The 21643-nt window shown below is 36.3% G+C and carries 23 protein-coding genes; 19 read left to right on the top strand and 4 right to left on the bottom strand.

Annotated features, from left to right (window positions below; all coding sequences use genetic code 11):
- The 4 genes from AC4BD1_RS08125 to AC4BD1_RS08110 all read left to right on the top strand — a co-directional run bounded on the left by AC4BD1_RS08125 (nt 1) and on the right by AC4BD1_RS08110 (nt 4674).
- Nucleotides 1–1365, top strand: a complete 1365-nt coding sequence (locus AC4BD1_RS08125; protein ID WP_490466245.1) for an adhesive domain-containing protein — start codon at nt 1–3, stop codon at nt 1363–1365.
- A gap of 24 nt (nt 1366–1389) precedes the next feature.
- Nucleotides 1390–1998 carry a WxL domain-containing protein gene (locus AC4BD1_RS08120; protein ID WP_490485464.1) on the top strand — a complete coding sequence of 203 codons (609 nt, stop codon included), beginning with the start codon at nt 1390–1392 and terminating at the stop codon, nt 1996–1998.
- A 33-nt stretch (nt 1999–2031) separates the two neighbouring features.
- On the top strand, nt 2032–3033 hold the full coding sequence (locus tag AC4BD1_RS08115) for a WxLIP family cell surface protein (RefSeq protein WP_490485463.1): 1002 nt from the start codon (nt 2032–2034) through the stop codon (nt 3031–3033).
- 396 nt (nt 3034–3429) lie between these two features.
- Nucleotides 3430–4674, top strand: a complete 1245-nt coding sequence (locus AC4BD1_RS08110; protein ID WP_490485462.1) for an LCP family glycopolymer transferase — start codon at nt 3430–3432, stop codon at nt 4672–4674.
- 92 nt (nt 4675–4766) lie between these two features.
- Here AC4BD1_RS08110 and rlmD read toward each other — a convergent pair whose 3' ends face one another.
- Nucleotides 4767–6143 carry a 23S rRNA (uracil(1939)-C(5))-methyltransferase RlmD gene (rlmD, locus tag AC4BD1_RS08105; protein WP_490466241.1) on the bottom strand — a complete coding sequence of 459 codons (1377 nt, stop codon included), beginning with the start codon at nt 6141–6143 and terminating at the stop codon, nt 4767–4769.
- A 107-nt stretch (nt 6144–6250) separates the two neighbouring features.
- Between rlmD and recX the strand changes: the two genes are divergently transcribed.
- The 3 genes from recX to ntdP all read left to right on the top strand — a co-directional run bounded on the left by recX (nt 6251) and on the right by ntdP (nt 8858).
- Nucleotides 6251–7051, top strand: coding sequence for a recombination regulator RecX (gene recX, locus AC4BD1_RS08100; protein WP_490485460.1), 801 nt, complete (start codon nt 6251–6253; stop codon nt 7049–7051).
- Nucleotides 7044–8231: an A/G-specific adenine glycosylase gene (gene mutY, locus AC4BD1_RS08095; protein ID WP_490485459.1), complete on the top strand. Its 1188-nt coding sequence runs from the start codon at nt 7044–7046 to the stop codon at nt 8229–8231. Before recX ends, mutY begins: the two co-directional genes overlap by 8 nt.
- Nucleotides 8232–8324: 93 nt before the next feature.
- Nucleotides 8325–8858 carry a nucleoside tri-diphosphate phosphatase gene (ntdP, locus tag AC4BD1_RS08090; protein WP_206899103.1) on the top strand — a complete coding sequence of 178 codons (534 nt, stop codon included), beginning with the start codon at nt 8325–8327 and terminating at the stop codon, nt 8856–8858.
- Between the two features lie 51 nt (nt 8859–8909).
- Here ntdP and AC4BD1_RS08085 read toward each other — a convergent pair whose 3' ends face one another.
- A complete protein-coding gene (locus tag AC4BD1_RS08085; RefSeq protein WP_490485458.1) occupies nt 8910–9353 on the bottom strand; it encodes a GNAT family N-acetyltransferase in 444 nt (147 codons plus the stop codon).
- A 148-nt stretch (nt 9354–9501) separates the two neighbouring features.
- On the opposite strand from AC4BD1_RS08085, the gene AC4BD1_RS08080 reads away from it, so the two are divergent.
- The 12 genes from AC4BD1_RS08080 to AC4BD1_RS08025 all read left to right on the top strand — a co-directional run bounded on the left by AC4BD1_RS08080 (nt 9502) and on the right by AC4BD1_RS08025 (nt 18599).
- Nucleotides 9502–10620 carry an AI-2E family transporter gene (locus AC4BD1_RS08080; RefSeq protein WP_490466238.1) on the top strand — a complete coding sequence of 373 codons (1119 nt, stop codon included), beginning with the start codon at nt 9502–9504 and terminating at the stop codon, nt 10618–10620.
- A 128-nt stretch (nt 10621–10748) separates the two neighbouring features.
- Entirely contained in the window at nt 10749–12125 is a 1377-nt protein-coding gene (locus AC4BD1_RS08075; RefSeq protein ID WP_206909109.1) for a hemolysin family protein, read from the top strand.
- Between the two features lie 162 nt (nt 12126–12287).
- Entirely contained in the window at nt 12288–13865 is a 1578-nt protein-coding gene (locus tag AC4BD1_RS08070; RefSeq protein WP_490485457.1) for a peptide chain release factor 3, read from the top strand.
- 254 nt (nt 13866–14119) lie between these two features.
- Nucleotides 14120–14446: a hypothetical protein gene (locus tag AC4BD1_RS08065; protein ID WP_490466237.1), complete on the top strand. Its 327-nt coding sequence runs from the start codon at nt 14120–14122 to the stop codon at nt 14444–14446.
- Nucleotides 14447–14698: 252 nt separating this feature from the next.
- Nucleotides 14699–15253, top strand: a complete 555-nt coding sequence (locus AC4BD1_RS08060; protein WP_206909115.1) for a TetR/AcrR family transcriptional regulator — start codon at nt 14699–14701, stop codon at nt 15251–15253.
- 44 nt (nt 15254–15297) lie between these two features.
- Nucleotides 15298–15708: a hypothetical protein gene (locus AC4BD1_RS08055; RefSeq protein WP_490485455.1), complete on the top strand. Its 411-nt coding sequence runs from the start codon at nt 15298–15300 to the stop codon at nt 15706–15708.
- A 9-nt stretch (nt 15709–15717) separates the two neighbouring features.
- A complete protein-coding gene (locus AC4BD1_RS08050) occupies nt 15718–16137 on the top strand; it encodes a DUF2871 domain-containing protein (RefSeq protein ID WP_490485454.1) in 420 nt (139 codons plus the stop codon).
- Nucleotides 16138–16155: 18 nt separating this feature from the next.
- Nucleotides 16156–16533 carry an HsmA family protein gene (locus AC4BD1_RS08045; protein WP_206909121.1) on the top strand — a complete coding sequence of 126 codons (378 nt, stop codon included), beginning with the start codon at nt 16156–16158 and terminating at the stop codon, nt 16531–16533.
- A 173-nt stretch (nt 16534–16706) separates the two neighbouring features.
- Nucleotides 16707–17249, top strand: a complete 543-nt coding sequence (locus tag AC4BD1_RS08040) for a ClbS/DfsB family four-helix bundle protein (protein ID WP_490485453.1) — start codon at nt 16707–16709, stop codon at nt 17247–17249.
- A gap of 311 nt (nt 17250–17560) precedes the next feature.
- The gene (locus tag AC4BD1_RS08035) at nt 17561–17812 is read left to right on the top strand and encodes a helix-turn-helix domain-containing protein (protein WP_490467307.1); all 252 of its coding nucleotides are present in this window, start codon (nt 17561–17563) and stop codon (nt 17810–17812) included.
- Between the two features lie 26 nt (nt 17813–17838).
- Complete coding sequence (locus AC4BD1_RS08030) at nt 17839–18039, top strand: hypothetical protein (RefSeq protein ID WP_490466233.1); 201 nt, start codon at nt 17839–17841, stop codon at nt 18037–18039.
- A gap of 305 nt (nt 18040–18344) precedes the next feature.
- On the top strand, nt 18345–18599 hold the full coding sequence (locus tag AC4BD1_RS08025; RefSeq protein ID WP_242589911.1) for a flagellar motor switch protein: 255 nt from the start codon (nt 18345–18347) through the stop codon (nt 18597–18599).
- A gap of 142 nt (nt 18600–18741) precedes the next feature.
- Here AC4BD1_RS08025 and AC4BD1_RS08020 read toward each other — a convergent pair whose 3' ends face one another.
- Complete coding sequence (locus AC4BD1_RS08020) at nt 18742–19065, bottom strand: DUF1827 family protein (RefSeq protein ID WP_490485452.1); 324 nt, start codon at nt 19063–19065, stop codon at nt 18742–18744.
- Between the two features lie 213 nt (nt 19066–19278).
- Complete coding sequence (locus AC4BD1_RS08015; protein WP_206909303.1) at nt 19279–21516, bottom strand: ATP-dependent Clp protease ATP-binding subunit; 2238 nt, start codon at nt 21514–21516, stop codon at nt 19279–19281.
- Nucleotides 21517–21643: the final 127 nt, after the last annotated feature.

Genomic DNA, 21643 nt, shown 5'->3' with positions numbered 1-21643 from the left:
ATGCGTTCTTTTCAAAGAAAAAAAGTTTGGCAGGCATTTGGAATGACTTTCTGTTTGATCTGGATTATTTTAAGCCAGACCCATGTCGTTCAAGCACTTTCTCTAGAATTATTTGGGACAACAACACTTTCAAATAACAGCGAAACCACTGCCGAAAAACCATTTTTACATGTGGAAAATACGCCAGTTACTTTTGTGCTCACGGGAGAAAATGGCGTAGGAGTCGGAGCGATTACGACGGGTGAAAAATATGGAATACTTGAAATTCCAATGGAGATGGTTGGTTATGTTCAAGTTAATGGATCTGCAATTGTACAGACGACGGTGACTGTTCCTTTAAGCCAATCCCCATTGCAAGCGTTGATGCCGACAATCAGTTCAGTCATCTCTTTGATTGTTCATTCACCACTGGTTTCCGCAGCAAATAAAACAGCTGCGAATCAAGCATTGACGGAACTAACCTCGGAAAATTTTGGTAGTCAAAACCTGTCTCTTGCGATTACGCCGAGAACGAACACACAATTTGAAGTAGCCATTAGTCAAGGTTTATTCCCTATTTTAGCCACAACGCTAAAAAATCGTGTTCAAAATCTATTAACCGTTGTTACGTCTATTCCTTTAATTGGAACGATTTTGGGTGTGTTATTGACTCCCTTTACAACGGCCTTAAATCAATTAATCAATAATTTAAATTCATCAACTTCAGCTGATAGTCGTGCCTTGGTAGCTGGCTCAATTTTAGGAAACACGCAAGCATCATTCCCTTTTCTAGTTTCTTCGCCTGCAACCACAAGTGATTATGTTGCAAATTTTACAGGAATGTTTATGCAGACAGATGAAGCATTGATTCAGCTAGGAGAATCTGTTGCGCAGACGGTAATTTATTTTTCTGCAGGAGCGTTGGCTATGGAAACGACATTTCTTCCAAGTAACTTGGATTTTGGTGAACATGTTATTCAAACGCAAATGGATGAGTTACTGATTGCTAAAGAAAATCAACAAGTAACGACAGGTGTTGTTCAAATCAGTGATACGCGATTGGTAGAAAAATTTTGGCAGTTAAAAGTGGAGCAGTTAACTTCATGGAACCAAGGTACGAATGAACTTTTGGCACAATTACAAATTAAGAACGCTGACCTGATTTCAACTTTTCCTGCAGGTTCAGTTAGTAGCACCGCCAACCAGATTGTTGGATTAAATGTTGGTGTTCAACAACCCCTTATCCAGTTAAATGGAACGACGCAACCAGGTGATGTTTTGTTAAATCTTAGTGAATTTCAATTATTTGTTCCGAAAGAGGCTGTGAAATCGACGGGAACTTACCAAACCGTTTTGGAGTGGGTGTTGTCAGATACACCTAGTTAGATTGCTAAAGGAGGAAGAATGGTTATGAAAAAGAAAATATTTACAAGCTTAACGATGTTAGGTCTGTGCTTACTTTCTAGTCAATTTGTTTTTGCAGACGCACAGACACAAGGAAAAGTGAATTATCTTCCGGGGACATTAGAATTTGATTATACGAGTGAGATTCCGACTGATTTAAATTTTGGTGAACACCCAATTCAAACTGTAACGGCAGAAAATTGGATTGCAACGACAACAGGTGAACAGGCAGCACCAGCGACAACTGGAGCGGTCGACGTCCGAGATAACCGAGGAAATCTTACGGGAACTTGGTTGGTGAAAGTAGCACAAGTCGAACAATTTCAAACGAGTGACGAAGTAGAATTGACAGATGCAGTGTTAAGTTTGTCGTTTGGCTCAGTTACAAATAACTTATCTTTAAGCCCAACGAGCACATATGAAAATGATGAATTAGCTATTCAGGTATTTAACCAGGAATTTACGGTCTTAAGTGCAACGGCTGGGGAGAATTCTGGAGATACTTCCTTGGCAATCAATCAGTTTTCTTTAGCGATACCAGCTAATACGAATAAAGTTGCAGCAGAGTATATGACAACCTTGAATTGGACATTTTCTTCAACACCCGAACCATAAAAAGTTGAGTAGATGAAAAAAGGAGGGATAATTGTGAAATGGTTGATTGGAATATTGGGAATAGTCGGATTAGGATTGGGATTTGTGGTGCCGATTCAGGGAGAATCACTACAAAGTTTTGATGCGCAAATTCAACCGAATCAAGAAATAACTACCCAAAATGATGCTTATTTTGATTTACAACTAGCACCTGAACAAGAAGTACAGTTAAAAGTAATTGTGACGAATTTAAAAGAGACACCAGTCACAATTATTTCTTCTTTTAATCGCGCAAGAACGAATCAACTTGGTGTTGTCGAGTATTCTGGAAAAAATCAGGATACAACACAAGCGTTACCAGCCGATATTGAACAAGTAGTCCAATTGTCACAAAAAGAATTTCTTTTAAAAGGACATGAGCAAAAAATTCTTGTGTTAACTGTCAAAATGCCAAATAAACCATTTGAAGGTGTGCTTGCTGGTGGAATTTATCTTCAAGAAAAGCCACGAGAAAAAGCAGAAGGTAACATTCAAAATGTTTTTTCTCGAGAAATCGCTGTTTTGCTACAAAATGAACGAGAAAAAATGGCGCCTGTTCTGGAAATGAAGGAAGCTTCCCCAACTCAAGTTAACGGTAGAAATGCTGTGAAAGTAGGGTTACAAAATACGAAGGCAACGTATTTATCAACAGCAGATATTCAGTATGAGTTATTTAAAGAAAAAGAAGAAACTCCTCGATTAAGTGGAAATCAAGCGATTGGATTTGCTCCTAATAGCGGTATGACATACTTGATCTTTTTAGAGGGGCAAAAGTTCGAGGAGGGAACATACCGCTTAAAAACAACGGTTAGTAAAGAAGAGTTTCATTGGAGTGAGGAAACATTATTTAGGGTGACTAAGAAGACATCTGACTCTTACAATAGAAAAGATGTTTCAATCGAAGAACCCAAAAATCCGTTTCCATGGTTGATGTGGCTAGGGATTGGAATAATTTTCGGATTGATTGCAGTAATTGTCTGGTTGTTAAACAAGTTACGAAATAAACAAACAAAATGAATAAAGTTTGAATCAGAAAGCTGGGACAGTGTGGCGTTCCAGTTTTTTTGTGTGGCGTTTAGAAAGTTCTTTAAAATAAAAGTGTTCTTGCTTAAGATAGGATAAAAAGAGAAAGTGTTTTGTATGATAGTGCGCATTTAGTAGAAGCTGACTACTTGGCACTATAACTTTTATTCAAAAAAAGCATAAATTTTTCATTTTATGCAATTTATCACTCATTTATACACAATTCTGCCTTTTCTCGAAAGTAGTGCTATGGTATGATAATGAAGAATTTTGAAAATTTACATAATTTCTGATCTGTTCTTTAAAGTTTTATTATGATTAAAGTGGGGAATTGCTGAATAAATTGTTGTATGAGAAAATATTTTAGAAAATGTGAAACAGAGGTGTACTATGAAGCGGTGGCAAAAAGTAGTTTTAGCTTTTCTCGGAGTTTTTGTTCTTTTGATTGTCGGACTTTCGGCATATGGAATCAAATTTATGGGTGAAGCAAATCAAACAGTCAACAAAATTTCAAAGGATTTAAATCGAGTTTCAACTAAACGATCGGACAAAGTCAGTATTGACGATCGAGAACCATTTTCCGTTTTATTACTCGGACTAGACACTGGTGGCTTAGGACGGACAGAACAAGGTCGTTCAGATACCATGATGGTTGTAACAGTTAATCCAGAAAAGAAAACTTCAACAATTGTCAGCTTGGATCGTGATATTTATACGAATATCGTTGGTTATGGAACAGTGGACAAATTAAATCACGCCTATGCATTTGGTGGGGTCGAAATGGCAATGGATTCGATTGAGCAATTGTTGGATATACCACTTGATCATTATGTGACGATCAACTTGGATGGAATGAAAGATTTGATTGATGCAGTTGGTGGGATTGAAGTTAATAATAAAATTGACTTCACACTAGATGGAGTCCACGTACCTGTTGGCAAACAAAAGCTAGACGGTGAGACAGGATTAGCCTATGCCAGAATGCGCCATGAAGATCCAGAAGGGGACATCGGTCGTCAACGCCGTCAACGTGAAGTTGTCACGAAAATCGTCAATAAAGTTCTAAGTCTAGATGGTGTGAGCAATTATCAAAAGATTTTAAAAGCAGTTGAAAACAATGTGAAGACGGATTTGGAATGGGACGATATGTTAGATGTTGCAACGAATTATACTGCAGCATTCAATAAAATCGACCAAGGACAGCTACAAGGGGAAAGCACAACAATTAATGAAATTTATTATCAAATTCTTGGTCAAAATGAGTTATTGAAAGTTCAAAACAAATTGAAAAAACAATTAGATTTGAAAACAAGTAGCACGTTGCCTAATTTGAAAAATGATAATGCGTATCAAATGTTCTATGATGACTCAGAAGATGGGACGGGTCTAACTTCAAGTAGCACTGTCACCGATGGTAATGACTATTCAAATAATTATTCAAATGACTATTCCAACAGTTATTCAGACAATTATTCATCCACCTACTCAGATGGTAATGGGGATTATAACCAAGACTACAATCAAGACAATGGATATGGTACTGAAAATAACTACGATCAAAACAATAATCAAGAAAATTATGAACAATATACACCGGAAGATACGAATCAATACAATTATAATGGAAATTATTAAATAAAAATGAATCGCCCCACTAAAAGTCGTCAGCCGATTTTTAGTGGGGCGATTTTTATTAATAGATCGTAAATGAGACAATTTTTATCTGTTTATTTTTTAGTTAATTTGACAACGACTTCACAGCGAGCAGTTTGTGGAAACATGTCGACTGATTGCAAGTAGTCGACTTCATAACATTTGGTTAATTCAACTAAGTCACGAGCCAAGGTTGAAACATTACAAGAGATATAAACTAATTTTTTGGCTGGATGTTTCAATAAAGATTGAATTAATTTAGCATCCAAACCAGTTCGGGGTGGATCAACGATAATTCCATCAGGAGTAAATCCTTCTTCGAGCCATTTAGGTAAAAGTTCTTCTGCCGTTCCGACTTCATAACGAGTATTGTCGTAGCCCAAACGTGTTGCATTTTTTTTCGCATCCTCAATTGCTTGGGGAACAACATCCATTCCGCGAACTTCTTTTGCATATTTTGCAACGCTTAACCCAATTGTTCCTACACCACAATACGCATCCACAACTGTTTCATCTTTTTCGATGGCTAACGCTTTGATTCCTTCTTGATAAAGAATTTTTGTTTGTTCTGGATTCAGTTGGAAAAAGGCGCGCGGTGATAAATCAAAAGTGACTTCGTTGATTCGTTCTTCGATTGCTTCTTTTCCCCAAAGATGAATCGTTTCGTCACCCATTACTAAAGAAGTTTTTTGAGGTTGAACATTTTGCATAATGGAAACTACTTCAGGCAACCGTTCGTTGATTTCACGAATCAGTGCATTTTTTTGTGGAAACTTTTGACTTCGAGTAATAAAAACAACTTGCAGTTCTCCTGTCTGGATCCCAACACGAACCATGATTGTCCGAAAAATACCGCTATTTGTTCGTTCATCATAAATAGGTAGATCATATTTATTTAACAAGCGAACGACTGTATTCATCACTTTTTGTGTTCGAGGTTCTTGAACCAAACAATCAGTCAGTGGAACTAAATTATGTGAATTCGCTTGATATAAACCAGCCTCGATTTGGTTGGTTTTTTTGTTTTTTCTTAACTGAAATTGAGCTTTATTCCGATAGCGCCAAGGGTCTTCCATGCCAATCGTTGGTAATAAAGGAAAATGACGGAAGCCAGCAGGTTTGAATTTTTCAAGTGCTTGTAAAAGCAAATCTTTTTTGAAATCGAGTTGTGCATGGTAGGCTAAATGTTGTAATTGACAACCACCACACTCGTAATAAACAGGACAGGGAGCGACGACGCGTTGGCTACTTGATTTTTTTACTTTCACAAGTTCTGCTTCTGCATAACGAGATGTCGCCTTGGTGATTTTCACAAGTACTTCTTCCTTTGGTAAAGCATAGGGAACAAAAATAATCAATCGTTTGAAGTAGCCAATGCCTTCACCATTGATACCAAGTCGTTTAATTTTTAAAGGAACTGTTTGTCCGGTTTTGACAATTGTTTCTGTCATAGGTATCTCCTTTTTTTCGTTTGATGTGGGTCTATTCTATCACAAAATCGCTGTCGGCGGGGAGTTTCTATGATATGATAGAGAATATATGTTCGAGGAGGAGTTTCATGATAACAGTGACGAGGATCAGCAAAGGCAAGGGCCCTTTTTACCAAGTCGATTTATCTGTTGGCGAGCCACTACATGTTTCAGAAGATGTTTTAATTCGTTATCGTTTACTAAAAGGACGAGAGTTAGATGAGGAACTAATCAAAGAAATCAAAAAAAGTAGTGGAGAAGACTTTGGTTTTCAGCAAGCATTGAATTATTTGAGTTACCAATTACGCTCAGAAAAAGAAATTCGTACTTATTTAAAAGAAAAAGAAATCGTTCAAGAAGATCGAAATAAAATCGTTGCACGATTGAAAGAATTAGATTTGATCAATGATCTTGTTTATGGGGAAAGCTACGTCCGAACGCAGATGCGTCTGAGTGACAAAGGACCCAGAAAGTTGAACCAGCAGCTACAGCAAAAAGGGCTAAAACCAGAAATCATCGAGCAAGCATTGAGCCAATATCTTTTTGAAGACCAAGTGGAAGTTGCCGGTATCGCCGCACAAAAAGCATACAAAAAAAATCATGGAAAAAGCCAGAAAGAGCTCTTACGAAAAATTCAACAAAATTTAATGACCAAAGGCTTCAACTCAGAAGTGATCCAGCAGGCAATTGCCCAATTGCCACAAGAAGTGGATGAGGAAGCAGAGTATGAATTGTTGGTAAACCAAGGCGAAAAATTATGGCGAAAGAATGCACGTTTTGATTTAACAAAACGTAGGATGAAAGTCAAACAGAGTCTTTATCAAAAGGGATTTAATCTGGACTTGATTCAACGATTTATTTCAGAAAAGGAAGCAGAAATCAGTGAATAAAGAGTGGGAAAACTGGTCAACAGAACAGACAAAAGAATTTCAGAAAAAATTTATTGAGTGGTATGAAAGAGAAAAAAGAAATTTACCTTGGCGCTATAATCGCGACCCATACCGTATCTGGATCTCAGAGATTATGTTACAGCAAACGCGCGTCGATACAGTCATCGATTATTTTTATCGGTTTATGGAGTGGTTTCCAACAATTGAAGCGCTAGCTAATGCACCAGAAGAAAAATTATTGAAGGCTTGGGAAGGACTAGGGTATTACTCTCGTGCTCGAAATATTCAAGCAGCAGCGAAACAAATCATGAGTGAATTTGGCGGGGAAATGCCGCAAACAGTTGCTGAAATCAGCTCTTTAAAAGGAATTGGTCCTTATACGACGGGAGCGATTGCTAGTATTGCCTTCGATTTGCCTGAGCCCGCAATTGATGGCAATGTGATGCGAGTTGTGAGTCGTTTGTTTTGTATTGAAGACGACATTGCAAAGGCGTCTAGTAGAAAAGTTTTCGATGAAGCAGTTCGAAGTATTATTGACGAAGAACATCCGGGAGAATTCAATCAGGCATTCATGGATTTAGGTTCAGCTATTTGTACACCAACTTCTCCAAAATGTGAGAGTTGCCCCATCCAATCTTTTTGTTTAGCAAATGAGCGTGGAATTCAAACTAACTTTCCTGTGAAAACAAAAAAAGCTAAGCCAAAAGATGTGTATTATGTGGCAGCAGCAATTCAAGATCAAGCAGGAAGCTTTTATTTGGAAAAACGGACAAGCCAAAAGTTATTGGCAGACATGTGGACGTTTCCGTTAGTTGAAGTCACACTTGAACGGTATCAGGAACTTCAGCAGGAATGGGCATCAGCCATTGACAATCAACCGAGTTTATTTGATGAGTTGCTGATTGCAGAAGAACAGAGGGATTTACCTTTTGCTCACCAGGAGACAGTTGTTTGGCAAAAGCGACATTTAGGTGAGGTAGTTCATGTGTTCAGTCACTTAAAATGGCATGTCCTTTTGTTTTACGGACGAGCAACAAACGTGACCACTCAACTGTTGCCAGAATCAGAAGCCACTTTGTGGATCGAGGAAGCAAAGTTTGCTCAATTTGTTTTTCCAAAAGTTCAAATGAAATTGGTAGACCAACTTGAGAAAAATCGAAACAATAGTAATCCTTCCTAGGCAAAGAGAAAGTTTATTGATATAATAATTACGATGTCGGTGTAATGAACACCCAAACACAAAGCACAAGATGCTGCTTAAGGAAGGGTTGCTATGGGAGTTCCAAAAGAAGGAGAGTTTGTCACGATCCAAAGTTACAAACACGACGGCAAATTGCATCGAACGTGGCGTGATACCATGGTATTAAAAACAAGCGAACACTCAATGATTGGCGTGAACGATCACACTTTAGTTACCGAGTCTGACGGTCGGCGTTGGGTAACGCGAGAACCAGCAATTGTGTATTTCCACAAAAAATACTGGTTTAATGTAATAGCAATGATTCGTGAAAAGGGGGTTTCCTATTATTGTAATCTAGCTTCACCTTTTTTATTAGACGATGAAGCCTTGAAGTATATCGACTATGATTTAGATATCAAGGTATTTCCTGATGGAGAAAAACGTTTGTTAGATGTTGATGAATATGAAATGCACAGTAAAATCATGCATTATCCTAATGACATCGACTTCATTTTAAAAGAGAATGTGAAGATTTTAGTTGACTGGATCAATAATGAACAAGGACCTTTTTCTGAAGGCTATATTGATATTTGGTATGATCGTTATAAGCAATTGTCGCGAAAGTAAAACAAAAAAGAACAGCAGGCTAGAGAAAAAATTCTTAAGCCCGCTGTTTTTTTATTGCTGTGACATTTTCTTTCGCATATGTAGATGAGGCATTCCTGCATCTTCAAATGGTTCGCCATAAATTTCATAGCCTAGCTTGGAATAAAAATTCACAGCAGTTTCTTGAGCACCTAAAAGAATGGTGTTGTAGCCTTGATTTTTAGTGAATTCTTCTGCTTCCTTCACTAAGTAATTTCCTAGACCTTGTTGGCGAAAATTTTGAAGGATCGCCATTCGTTGCAACTTCATTTTTCCATTGTTTAATGGCAGTAAACGAACTGTCCCACATGGTTCTTTTTTTTCAGAATAAAGGACAAAATGAATACATCTTGCCTCATCTTTATCGATTTCTCGTTCAAGCGGAACGCCTTGCTCAACGACAAATACCTGATGTCGAATGCGAACAGCATCTAAATAAATCCCACTTAACGTATCTCTTGTTTGTACGATTTTCATTCTACAATCACCTCTTATTGTTTTTTAGTATACTGGAAAGCTTCTGAAATGAAAAGTCGTGATAATCATTCCAGAAAAAAGAAAAGTTAGAGAAGAATTTTCAAACGAGATGCGCTATACTATAAAAAAGAGAAAAGGAGGAAATCGATTGTTTGAAAAACTGAGAAATTCCAAATTGATGTTTTGGTCTTTTGAATTATTGATCTTGGCTACATTGATTTTGGTTTCTTCAAAAATCAATTTTATATTTGAACCCATTGGGACATTTTTTTCAACTTTATTTGCGCCAGTTTTAATTGCTGGATTCTTGTATTATATTTTGAATCCTATTGTTAAACTGTTGATGCGAATAAAAATCAAACGAACCTGGGCAGTCGTGCTTGTATTGCTGATGCTACTGACAGCAATTATTTGGATTTTACTGAGTGTGATCCCAAATCTGGTACAACAAATTTCTTCATTGGCTTCAAACATGCCTGACTTCATCAAACAAGTTGAAAGCTGGTTAAGAGAAATGGCAGAATGGCCGATTTTTAAAGAAGTGAATATCAGCAAATATTTAGACCAGTTAGATATTTCTTATGGTCAGATCATTCAACAATTTTTAAGTGGAATTTCTTCTAGCCTAGGCTCGATTGTTGGAACAATTGCTTCAGCAACGATTGTGATCGTGACGGCACCATTTATTTTGTTCTATATGCTAAAAGATGGCGAAAAACTAGTACCCAATATTGAGCGCTTTTTCCCAGACAAACGGAGAAGTCAAATCGTCGAGTTACTAGGTCAATTGAATCAGACATTAGCCAACTATATTAGTGGTCAAGCAATAGAATGTTTATTTGTTGGTACGTTTACCTTCCTAGGATATTTTATTTTGGGTATTGATTATGCCTTTTTATTCGGGGTGATTGCAGGTTTGACCAATTTGATTCCTTACTTGGGTCCTTATTTAGGATTAGCTCCGGCCTTCTTAGTGACGGTTTTCAATGAACCATTTAAAGCATTGCTTTGTTGTATTGTTGTGCTCGTCGTTCAACAACTAGATGGAAATATCATTTATCCAAACGTTATTGGAAAATCATTGAAGATTCATCCATTAACAATTATTATCGTTTTGTTAGTTGCCGGAAATATTGCTGGACTACTAGGAATCTTCTTAGGTGTACCTTTTTACGCGATTTGTAAAACAATTATTTCTTATGTTATCAAAATCGTTAAGGAAGATCAGCGAAACGAAAGTACGAAGAAAATCGCAACGACACCATAAGACCTGCACTACTGTTTTTATTGCAAAGAAAATTGCTTTGTGATACCATTTTAACGTGGCTACCTAGCCACGTTTTTTTCTATCGTAAACTAAAAAAAAATTTAACTTAACAAGGAGAGAATGCGATTATGAATGCTGACCCTGAGAGTCAGTCGCTGTTAGCGCAGATTTTATTATTGATCGTTTTGACATTGATCAATGCTTTTTTAGCTGCTTCAGAGATTGCGGTTGTATCTATCAATAAAAACCGGGTTGAACAAAAAGCTGAAGAAGGAGATACAAAATCACAAAAACTTTTGAAAATATTGCAAGACCCTACCAACTTTTTATCTACGATCCAAGTTGGGATCACGTTGGTCAACATTTTATCTGGTGCTTCTTTGGCCAATACGTTGTCTGAGAAACTTGCACCAGTATTGGGTGGCAGTGCAGCAGCAAAAAATCTTGCTAGTGTGATTGTTTTGGCAATTTTAACTTATGTATCGATTGTTTTTGGTGAACTTTATCCAAAACGAATCGCTTTGAATAAATCTGAAGAAGTGGCACAATTAACTTCTGGTTTTATTCGAGCAATCGGTGTGGTAGCAAAACCATTTGTGTGGTTGTTGTCTGCTTCAACTAGTTTGTTAGCCCGAATCACTCCGATGACATTTGACGACGAAGACTCAAAGATGACTCGAGACGAAATGCGTTATATGTTGGAAACAGAAGGTGTCTTGGATAATGAAGAGCTAGAAATGTTGCAAGGTGTTTTTTCTTTAGATACGAAAGTTGCGCGAGAAGTGATGGTACCTCGAACGGATGCTTTTATGATCGACATCAATGATTCCGTTGAAGATAATATCAATGAAGTTTTGTCCGAAAACTATTCTCGAATACCTGTCTACAACGAAGATAAGGATAAAGTAATCGGGATTCTTCATACGAAAAACTTATTAAAAGCTGCTCATAGATTTGGCTTTGCTAACTTAGAGATTCGTAAAATCATGCAAGAACCATTGTTTGTTCCGGAAACGATTTTTATTGATGATTTGTTGTATGAATTGAAGAAAACACAAAATCAAATGGCCATTTTACTTGACGAATATGGTGGCGTAGTAGGTTTAGCAACTTTAGAAGACTTGCTAGAAGAAATCGTCGGTGAAATCGATGATGAATCAGATGAAGTCGAAAACCTTTATGAAAAAGTAGCAGAACATGAATATATCATTCAAGGACGGATGCTGATCGACGAATTCAATGAAGCGTTTGACACAGATCTTCACATGAGCGATGTCGACACGATGGCTGGTTACTTGATTACAGCGTTAGGATTGATTCCTGATGAAGGTGAAAAGCTTTCATTTGATGTGGATAACGTGACTTTGATTTCAGAAGAAATGGAAGGATCAAGAATTTTAAAAATTCGTGTGCAATTCCATGATCCAGAAGAAGTCGAAATAGAGCCAGAAGAGGAACGTCGTTATTTTAGAAAAGAGTTCGAAGATGACGAGCTTAGAAGATAAAATGAAGGGAAGCTGTGATGAAAGTCACGGCTTCTTTTTGAATTTATCCACTCACTGACTGTTTCATTCAAGAAATACATGATATACTAATCTAGTTGTAAGACGAGACTATTAGGTATTCGCAGAAACAGTAAATAAATGATGAAGAAACGGAGTTAATCTATGAACAAGGAATTAAAACAACAAGTTGATAATCGCCGAACATTTGCGATTATTTCCCATCCGGATGCGGGGAAAACGACGATCACTGAACAATTACTTTTGTTTGGTGGTGCAATTCGCCAAGCCGGTACGGTCAAAGGGAAAAAAACAGGGAACTTTGCTAAATCTGACTGGATGGAAATCGAAAAGCAACGTGGGATCTCAGTTACCAGTTCAGTGATGCAGCTGGATTACAAAGGAAAACGTGTCAATATTTTGGATACACCGGGACACGAAGACTTCTCTGAAGATACTTATCGAACATTGATGGCTGTCGATAGTGCAGTGATGGTAATCGATAGTGCAAAGGGGATCGAAGCACAAACAAAAAAATTATTTAAAGTTGTCAAAAAACGTGGTATTCCGATTTTTACTTTTATCAATAAACTCGATCGTGATGGTCGCGAACCACTTGAACTACTTGAGGAACTAGAAGAATTATTAGATATCGAGTCTTACCCAATGAACTGGCCAATTGGGATGGGAAAAGGATTGGAAGGCTTGTATGATATCTATCATAATCGTGTAGAATTTTACCGTCCTGAAAACTATAACGATGAGCGTTTAGTTGAACTAGATGAAGAAGGCTTATTGCCAGACAATCATCCATTGACTCAAAATTCAATCTATTCACAAGTATTAGAAGAAGTCGAGTTAGTTAAAGAAGCTGGCGATGCTTTCAATGCGGAAAAAATTGCACGTGGTGATCAAACACCTGTCTTCTTTGGTTCAGCGTTAACGAACTTCGGTGTGCAGACATTTTTGGAAACATTTGTAGACTTAGCACCCTCACCCCATGGACACAAAACTCGGGATGAACAAGTCATTAGTCCCTATGAAGAAGAATTTTCAGGGTTTGTCTTTAAGATTCAAGCAAATATGAATCCTGCACATCGTGATAGAATTGCTTTTGTGCGAATTTGTTCAGGAACATTTGAACGTGGGATGGATGTTTTTTTAGAACGTACAAGTAAAAAACTAAAATTAAGTAATGTTACCCAGTTTATGGCAGATGCACGGGAAAACGTCGAAAATGCAGTAGCAGGTGATATCATTGGGGTTTACGACACCGGAAATTACCAAATTGGAGATACTTTGTATGAAGGAAAATTGAAAGTTGCTTATGAAGAACTACCTTCATTTACACCAGAATTGTTTATGAAAGTCACAGCGAAAAATGTGATGAAACAAAAATCTTTCCACAAAGGAATCCAACAATTGGTTCAAGAAGGTGCGATCCAGTTATACAAAACTTATTTGACTGAAGAATATATTATTGGAGCTGTAGGACAACTTCAATTTGAGGTTTTCCAATACCGGATGATGAATGAATACAATTCAGAAGTTATCATGACACCTATGGGGAACAAAATTGCTCGTTGGATCAATCCAGAAGATTTGGATGAAAAGATGAGTTCCAGTCGAAATATTTTAGCACGTGATCGTTTTGATCAACCGTTATTCTTGTTCGAAAATCAATTTGCGATGCGTTGGTTCAGTGATAAATATCCAGATGTTGAACTGAAAAGTTTACTATAAAAATTGCTGATAAATCAGCTTTAAATAATAGAAATGCTACACCAATAAAAAGTCCTTCTTCATCATGTTTTGATGAAGAAGGACTTTTTTGTTTGAACTAACCGAAACATTCCCGTGCTATAATGAAATAAATAATCAAAGTATAAAAGAACTGCGTTTTGATTGGGATTGGATACACAGAATAAAAATGTGTGAGGTGCTCAAATATGATTCGGAAAATAGATCATTTTTTTTAGAAATCGCCAATTTATAGAATGATCGTAGTTGTTACGATAGTCGCAGCAGGTGAAGCTTTGTTCAACCTGATTAATCATCGCTTTTTATTTCGTAACATGCGAACAACATACACATTTTTATTGCTCTATGCAGGGATGTCGCTTGTTTCAAAACTCCGTTTGCCAAACTGGCTACTGTTTATCTTGGTCTATTTGATTTTCTTTAGTATTTTTAGTATTGAAATGTTTTTCGATCATAGTTATGTTGACTATACTTCTTTCATGGTCATTGGTGGAATCACTCTGTTGATAGCAACGATCGTAACGATTGGTGCAGTAGAAATCAAAAGTCGGGGACACCGCTAATATAAGTGATTGAAAAAGCCTTAACTTAATGGATCAAAAGAAATATTTAACTAAAAGTTGTTATAAAAAAGTCCAATTATGATGGGCTTTTTTTGTGTAATTGAAATGGTCACAAGCAATCTTTTTTTTAGAATATAAAATGAGCAAATGAAAAACAACTTTCGCTTATGATTCAACTTTTTGTAGTTGACGTCTAAAAGAAATTCTAGTATCATCAATGTGAACGTTGTTCATGTTGAAGGAGGAAGAGTAATGAATAATGCTGTTAGCTCAAAAGAAGCACTGATCAGCTACTGCAAAGAAATTGTGAAAGAGCAAGGAATTCAGGCGGTCAATATCCGTTCTTTAGCAAAAAAAAGCGGCATCTCTGTTGGCGCTGTTTATAATTATTTCCCTTCAAAAAGTCATTTACTGTCTGCAACAATTGGAAGTATTTGGGCGGAAATCTTTCATTTGTCTGAAACATCTTTCGACTTTGATAACTTTCTTGACTGTTTAGCAGCTTTGTTAAAAAGTATCGAAGAAGGAAAAAAAACGTATCCCAATTTTTTTACGGCACATGCGTTAGTTATGCCCGTGGAAGATCAAGCAATGGGTTCAGAATTGATGGAAACTTATTGGAACCATATCAAGCAAGGCATGCTCCAGGCATTACAAAAAGATTCACAGGTTCGAGGCAATGTGTTCAATCATCACTTATCGATGGAAGAATATGTTGATTATATATTTGAGCTATTTCTTTATACGATGATTAGCGAAAAACAACACGAAAATTTATTACAACTCATTCGCAACTCAATTTATTAGTAAAAAATTTAAAGCAAAATGAACGTTGTTCACAAGGAGTACTTATGGTAAAAAAAACACAATTATTATTAATTGCAAGTTTAGTTTGGCTATTTGCAGGTTTTAATGTCGCAAAGATTGGAATAGATGCTTATCAAAGTTATGTTGAAATAGTGAATATAAGTGTATCCACTTGTGTTTTTTTGATCTTTTGGTTCATGGTATTTGGACCTTTGGTAAAAAAACATACCCAAAGAATCAGCGAACTGAACGAAGAAAAGCAGTTCTTTTTTAATTTTTTTGATGCCAAATCATTTAGTATCATGGCAATCATGATTCTTGGAGGCCTTGGTATCCGAAAGTTTCAGCTATTACCTGAGCAATTTATTGCTATTTTTTATAGTGGTCTGGGATCTGCATTGTTTTTGGCAGGTATCGTTTTTGGGTATAACTACTTTAATACAAATAGAAAGTGAGCAGAAAATATGAAAAAAGTGATGAATACAGCAATTGTTTATTTTGTTCTAGCAATGAGTAGCGGTGTTTTTTATCGAGAAATTACCAAGTTGAATGATTTTACGGGGCAAACTGTTTTGGCAGTTGTCCATACTCATTTATTTGCTTTGGGAACAGGACTCTTTTTGTTGATGGCAGTTTTTTTAAAACTGACACATATGGAAGAAAATAAACTGTACAAAAAGTTCTATCTATTGTATAACATTTCTTTTTCTTTGATGATTGTAATGATGGTTGTTAGAGGGATGCTCCAAGTTCAGCAACGAGTGATTTCTACGAGTATGGATGCAATGATTTCTGGAGTTGCAGGCTTATCGCATATTGGAGTCGCAGTGGCATTGTTGATGGTGTTATTAGCAATAAAAAAAGAAATACTTAATGAAATGTAGGAAGAAGGAGAAATGTAGATGTCAACTTTATTAATTGCCGCAATTAGTTGTATGGTTTTAGCCTTAACATTTTATACGATTGGAGTATTTGCCGAAAGAAAAACAGGTATATTGTTGAACTGGCACGCATTGATTTTCTGGTTTGGTTTTGTTTTTGATACTGCTGGAACAACGATTATGAGTAAAATTTTTGGTCGTGGTTTTACTTTTAACTTACATAGCGTAACAGGATTAATTGCATTATTATTAATGGCTTTCCATGCAATTTGGGCAACAATTATTTTGATCAAAAAAGACGACAAAGCCAAGCAGACATTTCATCGATTTAGTTTATTTGTTTGGATCGCATGGTTAGTTCCCTTTGTTTTAGGTATTTTTATTGGGATGAATCAATAAGGAGTTTTGTCAAAAAAGTATAAGAAATAAAAAACAGTATTAGAGGAGGAGATAAAAAAATCTCCTTCTCTTTTTCTATTCTTTAAAGGTTGAATTCATTAGTTAACAAGCGACAAATAGCGCACTTTTTTGTTATGATTTTATCAAGAATAGACTTCAAGGAGTGATTAAGAATGGCGAGGCCGAAAAAGAAGACAGATCTGATGTTCCTTGCGGAGGAACAATTTGTTGCATTGATGGAGTTGGTAAATACGTTGACCGAAGAGGAACAGAAGGCACCATTTACTTTTGACGAAGCATTTTTGTCCAAGAAAAAAGAAAAACATTGGCGTCGAGATAAAAATATCCGAGACGTTTTTATTCATTTATATGAATGGCATCAATTACTCGTAAATTGGGTGAAAAAAAATCAAGCTGGTCAAGAAGTTTCATTTCTACCATCACCGTATAACTGGCGAACGTATGGCGAAATGAATGAGGCATTTGTTGAAAAGCACCAAACCACTTCTCTGGAGCAAGCAAAAGATTTGTTGAAGCAGAGTCATCATGAAGTGATGACGGTAATCAATTCTTTTACAAATGAAGAATTATTTGTAAAAAATCAGTTAAGCTGGACAGGAAATTCGACATTAGGTAGTTATTGCGTCTCTTCGACTTCTAGTCACTATGAGTGGGCAATAAAAAAAATCAAGCAACATATCAAAAATAAGCAATAAATTTGATATTTAAATGTATTAAACTACTTCATTCATGAAAAATCGACTAAAAATGTCTAGCTAAAATCAAGTATAGTCACTGACAAAAGAGTAACCTGTTAATGAAGTTAGGAGGAAAAGATGTTTCAAAACTTAAACAAACTAATTGATTATATCGAAGAAAACTTAATAGGCGAACTTTTGTTGACTGAAATTGCTCAACAGATGAGGTTTCTGACTCTCATTTAAAACGAACTTTTTCATTTGTTGTTGGCATGACTTTAGCGGAATACATCAAAAATCGAAGACTGGCATGAGCAAATCAAGACTTAATTTCAGGGGGGAGAGTTACTGAAGTTGCATTTTGTTATGGGTATCAGACAGTTGAAGGTTTTTCAAGAGCTTTTCGAAAGTGGAGTGGTTATTTGCCTTCAGAGATTAGAAAAATAGAAATCCAAAAATCTTTTCCTAAACTTTCATTTTATATTGAAGTAAGAGGAGGAATTTCGATGGAATTCAAAATTGAAAAGAAAGTAGCATTTCAACTGGTAGGTGTGTCTAAGCGTGTATCCATCCAGTTTTGAGGGAGAAAAACCAAAGAATTGTTGAATTGGCACAATCAATCACCAAAAAACAGCGGGAAGAGATGGACCAATTAGGTGACCTATATTCTCACCAAGTAGTAAATGCTTCTTATCATTTTGATGAGGGAAGATTAGCAGAAACAAGAAGGTTGGCCCCTATGATTGGCTGGACAAATGATCAAGAGAATTTGGCTAGTGAAATCTGGCTAGTAGTTACCAAAAAATAAGCAATGATTAATAAGTGTGAGATTGATACCAAGGACATTAAAATTTTGTTACACAAGGTTGGGATGAATTTAAATTCCAACCTTTTTATTTTGGTTTAATCGAATAAACCGACGAGATAGAATCAATTACTATAAAATAAATTGGAACTCACACAATCACAATAGTAAAAAATATTTCTTGATTTTTTACTAGGAATAAGAGTATTGATTTTTTTATACGATTTCTCAAAAAAAAATTTAAAAAGAAAAATATTTTTTCTTTTTTGCGTATATAAACTTAAAAAAGGAAAGTGAGGTGGAAAATAATGGAGACAGAGTGGCAAAAACGAGAACGAAAATTGAAGAAAAAAACGGAGATGTTAAGACTGTGCCGACTATTGGATATTGAAAATTGGGATCAAAATCAGGCAATCAGTAGCGAAATCAAAAAAATAGTTAGCGGAGTAACTCGAAAGCCAGAAGTTAACAATCAAAAGGATATGAAAAGTCAAAAAGAACAAAGCTTCAAAGAAACAAAAAAATCAAGAGATAAGCCGAATGTTGTAAAAGAAAATCAGTGAGAAAAGAATCGACTAGCTACCATTATATGTATACATGAATGGTAATATAGAAAAACATGATTATCTCAAATTAAGAAAAACAGAAAAAATAAGCCTGATCAACAAGAATTGATGAACAATTCAAGTAGATCAGGCTTATTTTTTAATTATATGCTAATTCTTGTCCCAATGGTTGTTTTGGAATAGAAATCTCAACCATACCTTCAAGTTCGATAACTGTGATGTCTTCTTTGCGATAGTCTGCGTCATGGAGTTTATTCAAGAAGTATTTTTGTACTTCTTGAATTTCATTTTGGCGGATATTTCGCTTATGATTCACTAGCAAAATTTCATTGTGTCCAGGTGCTTCAGTATAGACAACTGTGGTATTTCCCATGCTATAAACTTTGATCATATGTGCGTCGGTATTTTCTAATTGATTTAATACAAGGCGTGAATGGCTATTCGTCACGTTTACTAATTTCATGGCGCTCACCTCTCTTCTTTACGCATAAGTACATAAGTAACAGAATTATTTACCTAATTATAATTTTTTTCTCATAAAATGAAAAGTAATTTGCATTGTTATTTGAAAATAAATGAAGAAGAAAAGCCGAACTTTCTAAGAAATTTGTAAAACAAATGGAAGAAAGCTCGACTTCTTTTTCGAGTGAATACTGCAAAAATTTTTAGTTGCTGACTATTCGGCAGTTTCAGAGTTTGATTCTTTTGCCAAACGTTCAGGTTTCGATGTAATAACGATTCGGTTTTCTTTATCTAGTTTGGCTTTCAAGTCATGAATGGTTGGATGATCTAGATAAAATTCCGCGATTCCGTCTTCAATTTGTTCTTGGATTGTGCGACGAAGTGGACGTGCGCCCATGGATGGATCATATCCTAGATCAACTAATTTTTCTTTGACATTTTCTGGTACTTCAATATGAAGTTGTTGTACTGCTAACATATCATTCACATCGTTCAGCATTAAAGTAACGATTGACATCAAATCTTCTTTTGATAAAGCACTGAATTCAATGATACCGTCAAAACGGTTCAAGAATTCTGGTGTGAAATAATTGTTTAATTGATTCAAGACAGAACGAGTAACGCCTTCTCTCGCCGCCCCAAAACCAACATTTGCTTCCACTTTACCTGTGCCAGCATTACTTGTCATAATGATGATCGTATCTTTGAAGCTGACTGTCCGACCTTGTGCATCTGTCAAACGACCATCATCCAAAATTTGCAAGAACATGTGTAAGACATCTGGATGTGCCTTTTCAACTTCATCAAGCAAGATTAGGCTATATGGATTGCGGCGGACTTTTTCAGTTAGTTGACCTGCTTCTTCATAACCAATATAGCCAGGAGGGGAACCAATCAATTTTGATACGCTGTGTTTTTCCATGTATTCAGACATGTCGAAACGAATCATTGAATCCTCAGAACCAAATAACTCGAAAGCTAACTGTTTAGCAAGTTCTGTTTTTCCAACACCAGTAGGTCCAACAAATAAGAATGAACCAATTGGGCGGTCTTTTTTACTTAAGCCGACACGGTTACGTCGAATGGCTTTTGCAACGCGTTCAACCGCATTGTCTTGACCGATAACGTGTGCTTTCAAATCCGTTGCAAGATTTTTAAGCTGTGTTTGTTCTTTTTCTTTTAATTCGCCAACGGGAATGCCTGTGCGTTGTTCAACGATTTTTTCCATATCTTTTTCTGTGATGACTGGTGTTTCTTCATCAGTGATTTGTTTTTCTTTCATTTTTTGCAGTTTATTGATTTGATCACGGTAATAAGCTGCTTTTTCAAAGTCCTCTTCATTAGAAGCCTGTGTTTTTTGTTTTTCAGCTTCTTGTAATTTTTTATCAATCGTTTTTGGATCAACGATTTGAATAGTTAAGTTTTTCTTTGAACCAGTTTCATCTAATAAATCAATTGCTTTATCAGGTAGAAAGCGATCTTGCACGTAACGATTAGATAAAACAGCAGCAGCTTTGATTGCTTCATCAGTATATTTTACATGATGATAGTCTTCATAACGTTTTTGTAAACCTTTTAAAATACTGATTGTTTCATCAACAGTTGGTTCATCGACGCGGACAGGTTGCATCCGACGTTCGAGTGCAGCATCTTTTTCAATAATTCGATATTCATTCAAAGTCGTAGCACCCACCATTTGAAGCTCGCCACGAGCCAAAGCAGGTTTTAAAATATTTCCAGCATCCATGTTTCCATCGCCAGCAGCACCTGCACCGACGATCTCATGAACTTCATCAATAAATAAGATGACATTTTCTGCTTGTGTGATCTCTTCAATCAATTTTTGCATGCGTTCTTCAAATTGACCGCGAATGCCAGTTCCTTGAACTAAAGAAACGACATCCAGACGAATGACTTCTTTGTCCATCAGTTTTTGAGGAACATCACCATCAACGATTTTTTGCGCTAATCCCTCAACAACTGCTGTTTTACCAACACCGGGTTCACCAATTAAAACAGGATTATTTTTTGTTCGGCGGTTGAGGATCTCAACCACGCGTTTAATTTCTTCATCACGACCGATGACTGGATCGATGTCACCTTGGCGAGCTTGCTCGGTAATATTAATGCCATACTCTCCAAGTAAACCTTCAGGATTTCCTTGTGGGGGTTGTCCACCGTTGAAATTATTTCCGCCACCGAATTGAGTAGGTGGTGTTTGTTCATAACTATTTCCTTGTTGTTGCATTTGATTAGACATTGAACGGAATAGATCGTCAAGACTACCAAATCCAAATGGATCGTTTTGGGCCATGTTTGTCAGACCTCCATTTTTTTGATTTTTGATTTTTTGATAACAGCTCTGGCAATAATCTAATTGCGCACGATGTCCGTTAACTGTTGCGTATAAATGAATCGTTGCTTCATTTTTGCCACAATTTTGACAAAGCATGTGTTGTTCACGTCCTTTCACAAAATGGGTTGCATCTTTATTTTACAACGCATATTTCAAGAGGTAAAAAGAAAACACTTATCTTTTTTCCAATTATTAGTTAGTCGAGAAGGTAAAGAAAGTCTAT

This window comes from Enterococcus sp. DJ147D b (assembly GCF_058216655.1).
Note: the sequence above shows the minus strand (reverse complement) of the source record. Positions and strands in the feature narration are given on the sequence as shown.